The organism is Klebsiella sp. PL-2018, from assembly GCF_019048985.1.
In the GTDB taxonomy this organism is placed as follows: Bacteria; Pseudomonadota; Gammaproteobacteria; order Enterobacterales; family Enterobacteriaceae; genus Klebsiella; species Klebsiella michiganensis.
On record NZ_CP077676.1, the window covers coordinates 1 to 13,592 of the forward strand.

A 13,592-nucleotide genomic window follows, 5' to 3' on the forward strand; every position below is an offset into this window, starting at 1 on the left:
ATGTATAAAGAACAAACCAACAAAATGATTAAAAAGTCAGAGGATATTCAGGCCAAACAAATAAGAGCGGGAATAACGCATCAGTGCAGAAAAGGCTGGAAGTATGCAGAAATGTCAGCAATCTCGGTTCTGACGGGTTTGTTCCTGTGGCTTGCACTAAGGGCTTTGTTTGACAATAACTTGGACGCCTGGGTGGGTAACCCGGAAGCGACGAGTTTCTCTCTGGTGACCGCGCCTGCTCTGGCGCTGTTTATTTGTTTTGTCGGCCTGTCGTTTAACGCCTCGCTTTCCGGGCTTTTCTGCAGGCGGCACACGAACTTGTCGATGGCGCACCTGCCGGGATGGTGAACGCCACGGTCTGCGAACCCCTACTGCACTGCCCGCTGATGAAGCTAAAGCACTGGCGGAGGCTTACCGGCCCCGCTGTCACGATGTGCCGAAATGACCGGGTATGGCAGCACGACGCCGATTACACCATCCGCTGGCTGTATCTGATGGCCTCCTTTATCGGGCTCGGTATCTGGGTGGTGCTCAATCCGGTTTCGCTGCTCTGGCGCAGTCTGTTCAGGAGAAAGTCATCATGAAAAAACTTACGCTGACGGCGCTCAGTGCGGCCGCCATCGTCTGCGCCACGATACCGCCCGCGCAGGCGGACTTAAACAGCGAGCTGGGCGGCTTCTTTAACAGCATGGGGGCGGCGGGCAACAACGTCACTTCGCCCCAGGCGTGGCAGGGGCAGGCGCAACGTATGTCACCGGGGGCGGTATTTACGTGCGCAGCGCCAACAAAACCATCCAGCTGGCGTCCATCACGCTGCCCAGCCTGAATGCCGGTTGTGGCGGGATAGATGCCTTCCTCGGCTCGTTCTCATTTATCAGCAAGGATGAGTTTGTGGCGTTTGCCAAAAACATCATCAGCGCCGCGCCGGGGCTGTTCTTTGACCTCGGCCTGAAAACGGTGACGCCGATGCTGGCGTCAGCAAAGGACTATCTGCAGCAGCTGGCGAGCGACGTCAACAGCATGAACATGAGCAGCTGTCAGGCGGCGAGGGGTATTGTTGGCGGGCTGTGGCCTGCCACCCAGGAGAACAAAGACGACCTGTGCAAAACCATCGGCACCGGGCAATATGTTCACGGACTGGGCAGCAGCCAGACAGGGATGCGGCGTCGGTAATCAGGCCAGCAAAGCCGAGAGCAAGGTGAAAGACAAACCGGAGTACAAGGACCTCATTCTGACCAGCAAGAACGTGGTGTGGGACATGCTGGAGCGTAACGCCCTGTTTAAAGGCGACCGTGAACTCAAGGAGATGGCCATCACGCTGACCGGCACGGTGATATTTGACGCGCAGTCGCACCCCATTACCGTCCCGTCACGGGCCGGGGACACGAAACTGGTGAAGGCGATTATGGACGGCGGGGATGCGGAGATATACCGCTGCTCAGATACCAGTGAATGCCTGAAGATGACCGTGAAGACCGTCTCCATCCGGGCCGAAAACGGCCTGAACCGCCGCGTGGCCAGCCTGATATCGGGCATATCCGCGAAAGCCAAAAGCGACAAAGAGGGGCTGTCGGAAAAGGAAAAAGCCTTTATCAACTCAACCAGTATTCCGATTTTGAGCTACATCATGGACCCGCTGTCGCTGGGCATGAACGAGAGCGTGGCAATGCGCATGAGCACCTATATCGCCCACGACATGCTGATTAAGTACATGCGGGAAATCATCGACGAAACGCGCGGGGCGATTAACGGGAAACCACTGAACAAAGAGGCGATGAGCGTGATTAACGACAACATCAGTATCGCGTACACGCGGCTGACGCAGCTGCAGAACGACATCCAGATACAGCAGAGCACCCTGCAGAGCGTGATGACCGACATGTCCTACATGCGCCAGCAGTTATCCAGCCGGATGCTCAGTACCTACCAGTCTAACTACCGTTTTGAGGGGGGCCAGTGACAGAAATCTACGTATACAGTGCCGGGGGCTGGATGGTGCAGATGCTCAACGGCGTCGCCGCCTACTGCAACAGCGACACGTTCCGCACCCTGGTGCGCTGGGGGCTGATGCTGTCGGTTCTGGTTTCAATCTATATCTGGACGCAGAAGCGCGACCTGCGAATGCTGTTTAACTTTTTCCTCATCTTCCTGTTCGTGCCCACCCTGCTGGTCGGGGTGAAGCGCAACGTGCAGGTGATTGACGTCAGCAACGTGTCGGCGGTGCACAAGGTCGACAACGTGCCGCTGGGTATCGTCCTGCCGGTGGGCATGCTGACCAGTATCGGCTACGCGCTGGCGCGGGGCTATGAGGTGGTGGTGGCCCAGCCTGCGGACGCGATGCAGTTCTCAAAAACCGGGCTGATGTTTGGCTCGAAAATCGTGTCGAACAGCACCGGCTTTGAGATGCTGAACCCGACCGCCGTGGCGATGTTCAACGACTACGTCCGCAGTTGCGTGATACCGGATATCAACCTGGTGCACAAATACTCCCTGCAGGACCTGATGAACAGCGCCGACCCTTACGGGATGATATTTGAGAATCCGAGTCCGCTGCGCGGCATCTTTATCGACGGGACGTTCCACACCTGTCGTGCCGCAGCCGGAAAGCTGAAGACGCTGCTGAATAATGAGGTGAGCACCAACGGAACCACCTTCTCGTATTATGCGCGGAAGATGTTCCCGCACCGCAGTGACGCGGCCCCGCTGTTCGGGCAGATGCTGGGTGACAGCTACAACTACTTCATCAAAGCGGGCAGCACGGCGAGCGAAATCATGCGCCAGAACGTCACGATGAACGGTATCCGCAGCGGCCTGCTGGCCTACGGCTCGGCAAACAACGCGGTGGCCGGGATGGTCACGCTGTCGGCGGACATGGCGACCCAGCGCCAGATGATACAGAACTCGACCGGGGCGCAGATTGCCACACAGTACCTGCCGCTGATGCACACCATCATGCTGGCATCCTTGTGGGCATGTTCCCGTTTATTATTTTTCTGGCCTGCATTAACACCATGTCGATGCGGGTGCTGAAATACTACGTCCTGGCACTGACCAGCCTGCAGCTGTGGCCGATAGCGTTTGCCATCTGTAACGGGGCGATGGTCTGGTTCCTGAAAGCCGACTCTCCGGCAGCCATCACGCTGTCGACCGTATCACGGGTACAGCAGCAGCACGCGATGGCGGGCAGCATAGCCGGGTGGATGATGACCTCCATTCCGGTGATTTGCTGGGCGCTGATGAGCGGGATTGGCGGGCTGATGGCGAATGCGGCGAGCGTGTTTGCGCATCGGATACCGGGGCGGCAGCACAGAGTGCCGGTCGTGTGGCCGAGGGGAACTTCGCCTTCGAAAATATGCAGATGCAGAACGTCCAGGGGTACAAGTGGGACACTAACCGCAGTCATGCTTCCGGGCAGAACACGGAGCAGCTGGCGAACGGGACCACGGTGATGCAGACCGCCGGTGGCGGCATGGTGGTCAATACCGCCGGGGGCATGTCGAATCTGGCCTCACACATCAACTTCGGGAAGATGATGCAGTCAACGGGCGCAGCAGCAGCTGCGTCACAGTGAAGCGGAAACGCAGTCCAGCCTTGAGGGCTGGCGGCATGATTCGTCTGACACCTTCCAGCGTATGAAGTCGTTTGCGAAGCGTCACGGTGACAATTTCAGTATGGGCACCGACAGCCGCAGCGGCATGAGCAGCCAGGCCACGCAGGGGCGCAGCAGGTGATGGATGCGGTGCGTTCATATGCTAAATCGAAAGGTGTTTCGGAAACGGAAGCCTATAACACCCTGGAGAAAATGGGGCATGAAGGCTTTGCAGACGCCTCGGTGAGTGCAAAAATCCTCGGCAATGGCGTCTCAACAGGTGGGAGAATTTACTCAGGTGAAGACGACACTGTCTCAAAAGGAGAAATAGTGATAGTAGTAGTCGGGAAAACCGCGATGCTCGTTTGGCTCGTTCTTTCAACGAAGGACTCAATATGGTTCGAAGCGCGTCCATTGACTCTACTGCAGGAAGTATAGAATCCGATGGTCGTGACGACCTGAAACAGGTGCAGAACTCGATACAGGAAACGGACAATCATTACAGCGATTACAGCCGGTCGAAGTCCCGGACGAAAGAACTCAGCCGGATGGCCAGCATGAGTGACAGCGAGAGCGCAACCGTCACCAGCAATCTGAATCAGGAGTTTGTGGCGTGGATGCAGGAGAAAAACCCGGCAGAAGCCCGTCAGTTGCTGACCAACACAGACTCTGCAGAAAACCGCGAACAGGTGGCGGAGTATGCGAATGCCTTTGTGGCTGAGCGCGTGAAAGGGCGTATTGAGCAGCATCATCAGACTGCGGCGTCGGGGGGCAAAACGGGCTTTGGCGTCGATGTGCTGGACGCTAACACCGCACAGGCTGATTCGTCGGGAGCAGCTGCGAGAACGGGAACAGCAAAACCAGCACACAACGCAGCCAGTGGTGATGTGTCTCGGACGCAGAAATGATGGCAGCGCACGACCTGAAGGGGCTCCAGTGAAGTCAGATAACCAGAAACGCTATGAAGATGAGAGGTCGGCGCTGGAAAAAGAGGGAGATGATTTCCGTACACGGGTGATGAGACAGCAAAGGGAAAGCCAATCAACTGTTGAGGGGGCGGCTGATAATATAGATTCTGGGAAAAAGGGGATCGAAAGTACAGCAAGTGATATCAAGGAAGATATTTCTAAACAAAAAATGAGCGTTCAGTGGGAACACTCACAACGAGCTAGAGAAATAAAAGATCCTGTAGGAGATAAAGTGGATGACGTTCTTGATGCACTACATATTAAGAAGAAAGAATAAAAACATTTATTTGAGAATGCATTTATTCCATAATGTTCTTAAATGTGTGTGGGGGGGCGTATGAAAATTAAAGATATGTACATTGTGAATGTTTTCTTCCTTTTCTTTGCGTTTGCTTACCACTTGTTAAGTGGTGTTAGTGGTCTTGGTGTATTGTTAATGTCACTGTTAGCGCCTCAGATTATTGCGTTCATGCCTTTGTTTTTCTATTCAAGGCTTGGCGGAATGATGGAGGCTTGCGGGGCTAAGAAAATTAGAGATATAGAAGTAAAGCCCAATGTTTGGTGTATTGGTGATTGTGGTATCCATTCTGGTTTTGTTTGTTGTGTATAATTCTTTTCTCCAGTTTTCGCCTGATGGTTTTTTTGAATCAGGTTTATTGATAACGATATTCATATCTAATGCCATGGGGTTCAGTGTTGCCGCATTGTTAGCCTTCATAGTTTGTTACGTGATATAGATGAATAAGATAGTAAAGTAATTACAGCTTTAAACTGTTAATAACCAGAACCGCCCACTCCGGGCGGTTTTCTTCTGCGAGTCACCAATGAAAACCCTGCTCAACGCCCTGCTTTTGCTGATGGCGGCAGGCGTTTGCAGCTCTGCACATGCCTTCTGCTATCGGGAGGCCGCCAGTAAGTACCATCTTCCGGTCGTACTGGTTATGGCTATTTCTAAACACGAATCCGGCTTTAATCCCAAAGCCACAAACGTCAATAAAGGAGATCTCGGTACGGACTATGGTCTCATGCAGATTAATAGTCGCCATACCCCGGATTTAATTAAACGCGGCATTATTAGTGGTCAGGAAGATTTATTCAAACCCTGCCTGAACGTGCAAATTGGTGCCTGGATATTATCGAAGCATCTCGCCACCTGTGGTTATACATGGGAGTGCATTGGCAGCTATAACGCCGGATTTAAACCAGGTTCCCGCGCCCGCCGATTATGGTATGCCGGGGAAATTAAAAAACGGATGAGAGAATTAGGAGCGCAGTTGTGACGTTAAAAACTGATGACATTACCCGTGGCGGACAATTAGCGCTGCTCCGCTTTCGCATGTTCATGCAGGTGAATAACGCCATGTTCTATTACCTGGTTATTCTCTGGTTGGTGGTCAGCGTGGCCGTGATCTATTTCCGCATGAATACCGAAATATTTCATAATGGGGTGCAATACTGGTGGGCGCGGTCGCTGGTCTCCTTTACCCAAATCATGCGCAGCCCGCCCGTTTTTGAACTCTGGTATCAGGGCCATGCCTACACGTTCACCTGGGACAAGATGCTCACCGATCCCTACGCCGTCTGGTGCGGGATAAAGCTGCGCGACGAGATACTGAACTGCCTGCTCATCACCTCCGTGGTCATGGGGACGGCGTATGCTCTCATCTTCTTCTGTCTCGGCAGGCTCGGACGGGGGCAGAGCGGGGACGAGGTGCTGGGTGGCCGGACGTTTGAACCCGTCCGGGTGGTGGCGAAAATGCTGCGCCGCCGCGATGAAGCCTCCGACATGGTCATTGACGGCCTGCCGATGAAGAAGGATGCGGAGATCCAGAACTTCGCCCTGCACGGCACGGTCGGTACCGGGAAAAGTACCCTGCTGGAAAAGCAGCTGGACCATATCGCCCGCAGGAAGCAGCCGGCGATCATCTACGACAAAGGCTGCACGGTAGTGGAGAAGTTTTACGACCCGTCTCGGGGCGACGTCATTCTCAATCCGCTGGACAGGCGCTGCCCGAACTGGGACATGTGGGGCGAGTGCCTCAATCTGCCCGACTTCGAGTCCATGACCGAAACGCTGATCCCGATGGGAAACGCCGCCGACCCGTTCTGGCAGGGGTCTGCCCGCACCATCTTTGCCGAAGGCGCGGAGCGTATGCGTGACGACCCGGAACGCAACTACAACAAATTTCTGCGCACCATGCTGAGCGTGGGGCTCGACAAGCTGCGGGCCTTTCTGGAAGGCACGCCTGCCGCCACGCTGGTCGACGGCAGCATCGAAAAAACGGCGATCTCCATCCGAAGCGTGCTGACCAACTACGTCAAGGCAATGCGCTATCTGCAGGGAACGGAAGGCCCCGACAGGCCCCGGTTCACCATCCGGGAATGGATGCAGGAAAACGCCGACAAGCCACGCCCCGCGTGGCTTTTCATTACCTCAAATGAGCGTTATCACGAATCACTGAAGCCGCTGATTTCCATGTGGCTGGGGATGGCCGCCACCAACCTGCTGTCGCTGGAGCCGAACCGCCTTCGCCGTATCTGGTTCCTCTATGACGAGATTCCGTCACTGCACAAGCTGCCGAGTCTGCCCCGCGTCCTCGCGGAGGGCCGCAAATTCGGCGGCTGCTTTGTGCTGGGCTTTCAGAACTATGCGCAGATGGAAGAAGCCTATGGCAAGGATTTTGCCCGTGCCATTTATGACCTGTTGAACACCAAATTCTTTTTCCGCAGTCCCAGTGCGGACGTGGCGAAGCATGTGGCCACCGACCTCGGGGAAACCATCCGCCGCCGGTTCAGCGAGCAGACCTCGTTCGGGAGTGAGCAGGTCAGGGACGGGATCAGCTACGGCAAGGACGAGGAGCGCGTGCTGATCAAAAGCTACTCCGACATCCAGATGCTGAATGACCTGGAATGCTTCGTCACGCTACCGGGGGATTATCCGGTGACGAAGCTGAAACTGAAGTTCCGTAAACGCCCGGTGGTGGCTGACGCGCTGATTGAGCGGGACATCAGGACGTCGCTGGACCCGGAAATCGAGATGCAGCTGGTTGCCGTGGAAAGCGAGGAGCGCAAAGCCGTGCAGGCGCTGTTTGAGGCCGCACCGGTGGCTGTCCCGCCGCAGAAACCGGCCCCCGCGCCGGTGACGCCTGCCGCAGACAGCCGCGGGGCGGCACCGGCAACGACGCCCCCGGGCGAGGTGATCGACAGGGACACCGGGGTGGTGGTGTCGCGCAAGGCGGTGCCCCCGGGGATCGACCTTAACGTTGCCCGCGGTACTGCGTCGCGGCCAGCGGAGGGTGATGCCTCATCGGCAGAAAAGAAAAGTAAACCAGCAGGCACAGCCGCTGCCACGGGCGGCGGGCGTGAGAAAACAATCCCCATCACGCGGGGGCCGGTGACAACGTCACCGGTACAGGAGGCACAGGATGCGCTGGCTGATTATGAGCAGTACGCGCAGTCGACCGCTCAGGCGGCCATGTCCCGGGAGGAGCGCGACTTTATCCCGGTCAGCGGGCACGAACCGGAGATGTAAACCATGATGTCGTTAAGCACGATTAACGGCGACGCCGGGTATTACGGTGGCGCGGAAAACTACGAAGTCATTCATGACGACCAGGGGAAATGGTTCGGGAACGGCGCGGAGCAGCTCGGACTGCGCGGGGATGTCTCACTGCCCGTGCTGGATGCGGTGCTGCGGGGCCATCTGCCGGACGGCTCGCGCATCACGCGGCAGGTGGACGGGGTGGAGAGCAACCGACCGGGGATTGACCTGACGTTTGGTGCGCCCAAAAGCCTCTCCATCCTCGGCCTGATGGGCGGGGACAAACGTCTGGTTGAGGCGTTTAAGGAGTCGGTCACCGAAACGCTCACACAGCTGGAGAAAAGCGTCAACTGCCGGGTGACGGAAAACGGTGAGGTCAGCCTGAAGGAAACCAACAGCGCGGTGATGGCGCTGTTCACCCACGACATCAACCGGAACGGCGAGATGCACCTGCACACCCACGCCCTGCTGCTGAACGCCACGCATGACGGTGAAAAATGGCGGGCGCTGGGCAGCGATATTCACCACCGCAACGGCATCCGTGAACAGGTGTATGACCTGCAGGTGGCCTGGGGGCAGATGCAGCGGGAAATCCTGCGGCCCAAAATCGAGGCACTGGGCTACAGCACGGTGAACACCGGAAAAAATGGCCTGTTTGAAATCGCGGAAGTTCCCCGCGACGTGGTGGAACTGTATTCCTCCCGTGCGGCGGAAATTGACCGGGCCGTGGAGCCGGGCGCCAGCGCCCGTTCACGGCAGCTGGCTGCGCTGAAAACCCGTGAGCAGAAAACCTTCGTGGACGGGGAAACCCGGCAGAGCGAATGGTGGAAGACGCTGGAGGGGCATGCTTTTGACCCGAAGCAGGTGGTGGAGGCCGCGCAGGATGGTCGCCTGAACGACGGCGCACAGAAGACGGGCGGTGAACAGGGGCTGTCTGCAGACGAACGCCAGCAGGCCGTGCAGTCGGTTATCACGCAGACCGTGGCGGCGCTGTCGGACAGGTCGGTGCAGTTCTCCCACTCACAGGTGATGAGCATGGCGGCCAAAATGCTGCCGCCTGACCGGGAGATGCTGCCGCTGCTGCGGGCGGGTATCGCGCAGGCCATCGATGCCGGGCAACTGATACCGATGGACAAAGAAAAAGGGGTGTTCACCTCACATATTCATGTGCTGGACGAGCTCAGCGTGAAGCAGCTGGCGGCGGAGCATATGGCGGGCGGAAAGGTGCTGGCCGAAGGGGCGGCTGAAGCCGGAGAAAAAGGGGGTTACCGGACCGTGGCGGCGGCCCGCGCCCCGATGATGATTGTGGAAGGCAAGGGCGGCGCGGCGGTGCAGAGTGGGCGTATCGCGCACCTGTCGGCACTCAGTGAAAAACAGGGCCGCTCCCCCCTGGTGGTGGCCCCGACCGCGAAGTTTCGTCAGTACCTGCAGGATACCGGCGGGCTGACCGCGCCCGCGATGGGGCGGGATGCGCTGCGCAGTGATATGGGGCTGACGCCGCATTCCACGGTCATCGTGCCGCAGGCGGAAACGCTGGGGGTGAAAGACACGCTGTTTCTGGTTGAGCAGGCGCGAACGGCGGGGGCGCAGATTGTGTTTATGGACAGCGGCATGGGGAAAGGCAACGGTCATGCGCTGGGTGTACTGGAAGCCGCAGGTGTGGCGCGGCACGCGTTTGCTGACCGGGTACGGCCTGCCGTGCAGGTGGTGTCGCAACCGGACAAAACGCAGCGTTACCGCCAGATAGCCGAAGACAGCGTGGCGGCGCGTCAGGCGGGGGAATCGGTACGGGTGCAGGTGACCGGGGCGAAAGAGCAGGCGCTGCTGACCGGGACGGTGCGGGACGTGATGCGCGAGCAGGGATTACTTACGGGGGCCACGCATCAGGTGCCGACGCTGACGCCGGTGTTCCTGAGCCGTCATGACCGGATGAACCGGGACACGTACCGGGCGGGGATGGTGATGGAGCGCTTTAACGCAGAAGAAAAGCGTATGGAGCGCTACACCATCGACCGGGTGAGTGAGACGAAAAATACGCTGCGCATTGTGGACGGGGACGGCAACCGTCAGGCGCTGGCGATGCGGGATATCACGTCAGAGTGGAACCTCTACCGCCCGGGGCAGATTGAGGTGGCTGCCGGCGACACGCTGCGGGTGCTGGCGCGGGAGGCGCGGGGTCAGCTGAAAGGGGGCGACACGGTGACGGTCGGGGGGATGGACGACAAGGGGCGTCTGGTGCTGTCGCACGCCGGCGCGGTGGACGCCGGACGGGCAGGAGGCCCGGTGGCGGTGGATATCTCACAGCCGCTGAAGCTCACGCACGGGTACGTGGAATCCTTCGGTGCCTCCGTGCAGGACAATGCCCGGGTGCTGGCCGCGCTGACCACGCGGGAGTTGCGGGAAGAAACCGTGAACCGTCTGGCCAACAGCGGACAAAACATCACGCTGTACTCGGCGATGGACCGTGACCGGGCCGAAACCCGGCTGTCAAAAATGACCGGGGTGAGTCTGGTCTCTGACCAGCTGAAAGCCGTCACCGGCGAAGGGGAGGCGGGCGACGCTGTCCGGACGGCGAAGGACCAGACCCTGACGGACGCGCAGCGGGCGGTGCATATCGCGCTGAACGACGTGCAGAACCAGAAGGTGGCGTTTCAGTCAGCAGAAATCCTGACGGCGGCGGTGAAGGTGAACCCGCAGGTCTCGCCGGTGGCGCTGCAGAAAGAGATTACCCGCCAGATGAAAGCCGGGGACCTGATACGCGTGGAAGGCCGGGGCGGGCTGGTTGTCCCCCGCGTCATGTACGAGATGGAGAAAAGTATCCTGCGGGATATCGCGGAGGGCAAAAACGCCGTGGAGCCTCTGATGGCGAACACGCCGGCGTCGGTGCTGGCCGGGCTGACGGCCGGGCAGCAGAACGCCACGCGCCTGATACTGGAAAGCCGGGACCGCTTCACCGGGATTCAGGGCTACGCAGGGGTGGGGAAGACCACGCAGTTTAAGGCGGTGCTGAGTGCGCTCAGCACGCTGCCGGAGGGGCAGAAACCGGACGTTATCGGGCTGGCCCCCACGCACCGGGCGGTGGGGGAGATGCAGAGCGTTGGCGTCCGGGCGCAGACGCTGGATTCGTTCATCTTTGAGCATCAGGAGCGGGTGCGAAGCGGCGAAACCCCGGACTACCGGAACACTCTCTTCCTGGTGGATGAGGCCTCGATGGTCGGCAACCGGAAGATGAGTGAAACCTACCGGGTGATAGCGCAGGGTGGTGGCCGGGCGATAACCAGCGGGGACGATGCGCAGCTGAAAGCCATTGATACCGGTCAGCCGTTCCGCCTGGCGCAGCAGCGCTCGGCAATGGACGTGGCGATTATGAAGGAGATTGTGCGCCAGACGCCGGAACTGCGGGCGGCGGTGTATGACCTGATTGACGGGGATGTGCGCTCTGCGCTGGCGAGGACGGCGAAAACGTTGCCGGACTATGTGCCCCGGCACGGGGATGCGTATTTTCCTGCCAGTTCGGTGACGGAGATTGCGCCGAAGAACGATGAGGAACGCCAGGCACTGGCAGATGCGGGGCAACCGGTTAACGTCACGGAGGCCATCGCCCGGGACTTTGCGGGGCGCACCGCTGATGCGCGGGATAACACCCTTGTCGTTGCGCACCTGAACCGGGACAGGAAGGACATTAACGCGGCGATTCACGACCTGCTTCTGGCGAAGGAGGCTGTCACGAACCCGGCCACGGTAACGGTACTGGAGCCGGTCAGGATGACCGACTCCCGGGCGCGAACGCTGAACGCCTGGAGCGAGAACACCGGCAATCTGGTGATGCTGAACCGCGACTACTGGACCATCACCGGCACAGACGTCAAAGCGGGTGTGGCCACGCTGCAGAACGCTGACGGAAAGGAGATGGTGATATCGCCTTTCGACAACAGCACGCAGGCGCCGCAGTTCTACCGGGAAAAGGAGATGGAGATTGCCGAAGGTGACCGGATGCGCTTCACGCGCACGGACACCGAGCGCGGCTACGTGAACAACGAACGGATGCGGGTGGAGAAGATAACCGGTGACCGGGTGCAGCTCGCCAGCCTGGACGGTGGCCCGGGACGAACGCTGGATCTCTCACGGCCGGAAGACCGGCATCTGGACCTCGGGTACGCGGTGACCGCCTACGGTGCTCAGGGGGCCAGTGAGCGGTTCGCTATCACGCTGGAAGGGGTTGAGGCCGGACGTAAGGTTATGGCGTCACCTGACGCGGGCTACGTGGCCATGTCGCGTCACAAGGAGCATGTGCAGGTGTACACCGACAACCTCGAGGGCTGGATAAGTGCGGTGCAGCAACATCAGGAAGCCGATACGGCGCACGATGTGCTGCATGAGAAGGATGACCGGATGAGCCGGCGGGCTGACGCCATCCTGTCGATATCGCGCCCGGCGGACAGCGTGGCTTACGGACGTCAGCTGCTGAACAGCCTTGAGCTGGACGGGGAGAAAACGCTGGGGCGGTTTGTGCCGGGGACGACGCGGCATCCGGATGCGGCGATGGCCTTTCCGGCGTGGAACGAACACGGACACCGCACGGGCATCCTGATGCTGCCGCTGGACGGGCGCGGGGATGCGCACGGCAAACCAGAAATTGTCGGGGCAGAGGATGCACGGTTTGTGGCGGTCCAGCAGAGCAGCAACGGCGATGTGATGATGGCGGAAACCCTGCCGGATGCCTTCAGACTGGCGGCAGAAAACCCGGACACCGGTGTTGTGCTGCGCTTCAGCGGGGACGGTGAGCCGCACAATATCGGCAGGCTGACGGGCGGAGACAGGCCGGTGATACCGGAGCTGCCGGAACTGGCCGCCTCGCTGACGGAGGCGGGTAAACCGACAGAGGAGACCCTTAAGGCCGCAGAGCAGCAGCTTCAGGACGAGAAGAAACCGGACCGGGTGCTGCCGGTCGATGCACTGCCGGACATCATGAAGCGGGCGGAGGAGATGCTGCCGGAGAAAGACACTCAGCCGGATGACCAGACGAAGGCGGACGCGCTGGACAAGCTGAACCGGGATGAGCGGGAAAACACGCCGGTGCAGGACACCGGAAAACCTGAAAAAACCACCACCACTGAACTGCGCAACATCGAGCGCGAGATTATCAAATCGTTTGAGGATTAAGTGATTCCGGGCAGCGGCATCAGCGGGCAAAAAAAAGCCTCAGCAATCCGCTGAGGCGTAACTTTCAAAAGAGATTAAATCTATAAGGAGGTACTGTCTTCCAGGGATGGCTGACAGTTCTTTACTATACCACAAAACAGGGATTAATCAGCGCGGGAGGGGGTCATTGTCGCCTGAGCAAAAAAATGCCTCCACGTCGATGGAGGCAGGCAAAAGATGTAGCTCTATGAGTATTTATTGGAGGTGATCAGTCAGACTGATTCGTTAATCAGGATAACCGAACCGGGTCAGAAAGTTAACGATGTACTCATATTTATCCATGAACCTGACA

The 13,592-nt window shown here is 58.7% G+C and carries 12 protein-coding genes and 1 pseudogene; all 13 read left to right on the forward strand.

Annotated elements, in window-relative coordinates:
- The 13 genes and pseudogenes from MKleb_RS29025 to traI all read left to right on the forward strand — a co-directional run bounded on the left by MKleb_RS29025 (window position 1) and on the right by traI (window position 13,261).
- Complete coding sequence (locus tag MKleb_RS29025; RefSeq protein WP_217077135.1) at window positions 1–348, forward strand: hypothetical protein; 348 nt, start codon at window positions 1–3, stop codon at window positions 346–348.
- Window positions 342–584: a hypothetical protein gene (locus MKleb_RS29030; RefSeq protein ID WP_217077137.1), complete on the forward strand. Its 243-nt coding sequence runs from the start codon at window positions 342–344 to the stop codon at window positions 582–584. The genes MKleb_RS29025 and MKleb_RS29030 overlap by 7 nt, the downstream gene beginning before the upstream one ends.
- Entirely contained in the window at window positions 581–826 is a 246-nt protein-coding gene (locus MKleb_RS29035; protein WP_217077139.1) for a hypothetical protein, read from the forward strand. The genes MKleb_RS29030 and MKleb_RS29035 overlap by 4 nt, the downstream gene beginning before the upstream one ends.
- A complete protein-coding gene (locus tag MKleb_RS30180; protein ID WP_217077140.1) occupies window positions 772–1,173 on the forward strand; it encodes a conjugal transfer protein TraH in 402 nt (133 codons plus the stop codon). The genes MKleb_RS29035 and MKleb_RS30180 overlap by 55 nt, the downstream gene beginning before the upstream one ends.
- Complete coding sequence (locus MKleb_RS29045) at window positions 1,127–1,960, forward strand: conjugal transfer protein TraH (protein ID WP_217077141.1); 834 nt, start codon at window positions 1,127–1,129, stop codon at window positions 1,958–1,960. Before MKleb_RS30180 ends, MKleb_RS29045 begins: the two co-directional genes overlap by 47 nt.
- A gap of 41 nt (window positions 1,961–2,001) precedes the next feature.
- Window positions 2,002–3,449, forward strand: a pseudogene (locus MKleb_RS29050) (conjugal transfer protein TraG N-terminal domain-containing protein).
- A 278-nt stretch (window positions 3,450–3,727) separates the two neighbouring features.
- The gene (locus MKleb_RS29060) at window positions 3,728–4,027 is read left to right on the forward strand and encodes a hypothetical protein (protein ID WP_217077144.1); all 300 of its coding nucleotides are present in this window, start codon (window positions 3,728–3,730) and stop codon (window positions 4,025–4,027) included.
- Window positions 3,985–4,497 carry a hypothetical protein gene (locus MKleb_RS29065; RefSeq protein WP_217077145.1) on the forward strand — a complete coding sequence of 171 codons (513 nt, stop codon included), beginning with the start codon at window positions 3,985–3,987 and terminating at the stop codon, window positions 4,495–4,497. The genes MKleb_RS29060 and MKleb_RS29065 overlap by 43 nt, the downstream gene beginning before the upstream one ends.
- Window positions 4,498–4,525: 28 nt before the next feature.
- Window positions 4,526–4,834, forward strand: a complete 309-nt coding sequence (locus MKleb_RS29070) for a hypothetical protein (RefSeq protein WP_217077147.1) — start codon at window positions 4,526–4,528, stop codon at window positions 4,832–4,834.
- A gap of 60 nt (window positions 4,835–4,894) precedes the next feature.
- Window positions 4,895–5,167 (forward strand): hypothetical protein, encoded by a 273-nt coding sequence (locus MKleb_RS29075; RefSeq protein WP_217077148.1) that lies wholly within the window; start codon window positions 4,895–4,897, stop codon window positions 5,165–5,167.
- Window positions 5,168–5,381: 214 nt separating this feature from the next.
- Window positions 5,382–5,837 carry a lytic transglycosylase domain-containing protein gene (locus MKleb_RS29080; protein ID WP_217077129.1) on the forward strand — a complete coding sequence of 152 codons (456 nt, stop codon included), beginning with the start codon at window positions 5,382–5,384 and terminating at the stop codon, window positions 5,835–5,837.
- A complete protein-coding gene (traD, locus tag MKleb_RS29085; protein WP_217077130.1) occupies window positions 5,834–8,089 on the forward strand; it encodes a type IV conjugative transfer system coupling protein TraD in 2,256 nt (751 codons plus the stop codon). The genes MKleb_RS29080 and traD overlap by 4 nt, the downstream gene beginning before the upstream one ends.
- Window positions 8,090–8,092: 3 nt before the next feature.
- Window positions 8,093–13,261 (forward strand): conjugative transfer relaxase/helicase TraI, encoded by a 5,169-nt coding sequence (gene traI, locus MKleb_RS29090; protein ID WP_217077149.1) that lies wholly within the window; start codon window positions 8,093–8,095, stop codon window positions 13,259–13,261.
- Window positions 13,262–13,592 lie beyond the last annotated feature (331 nt).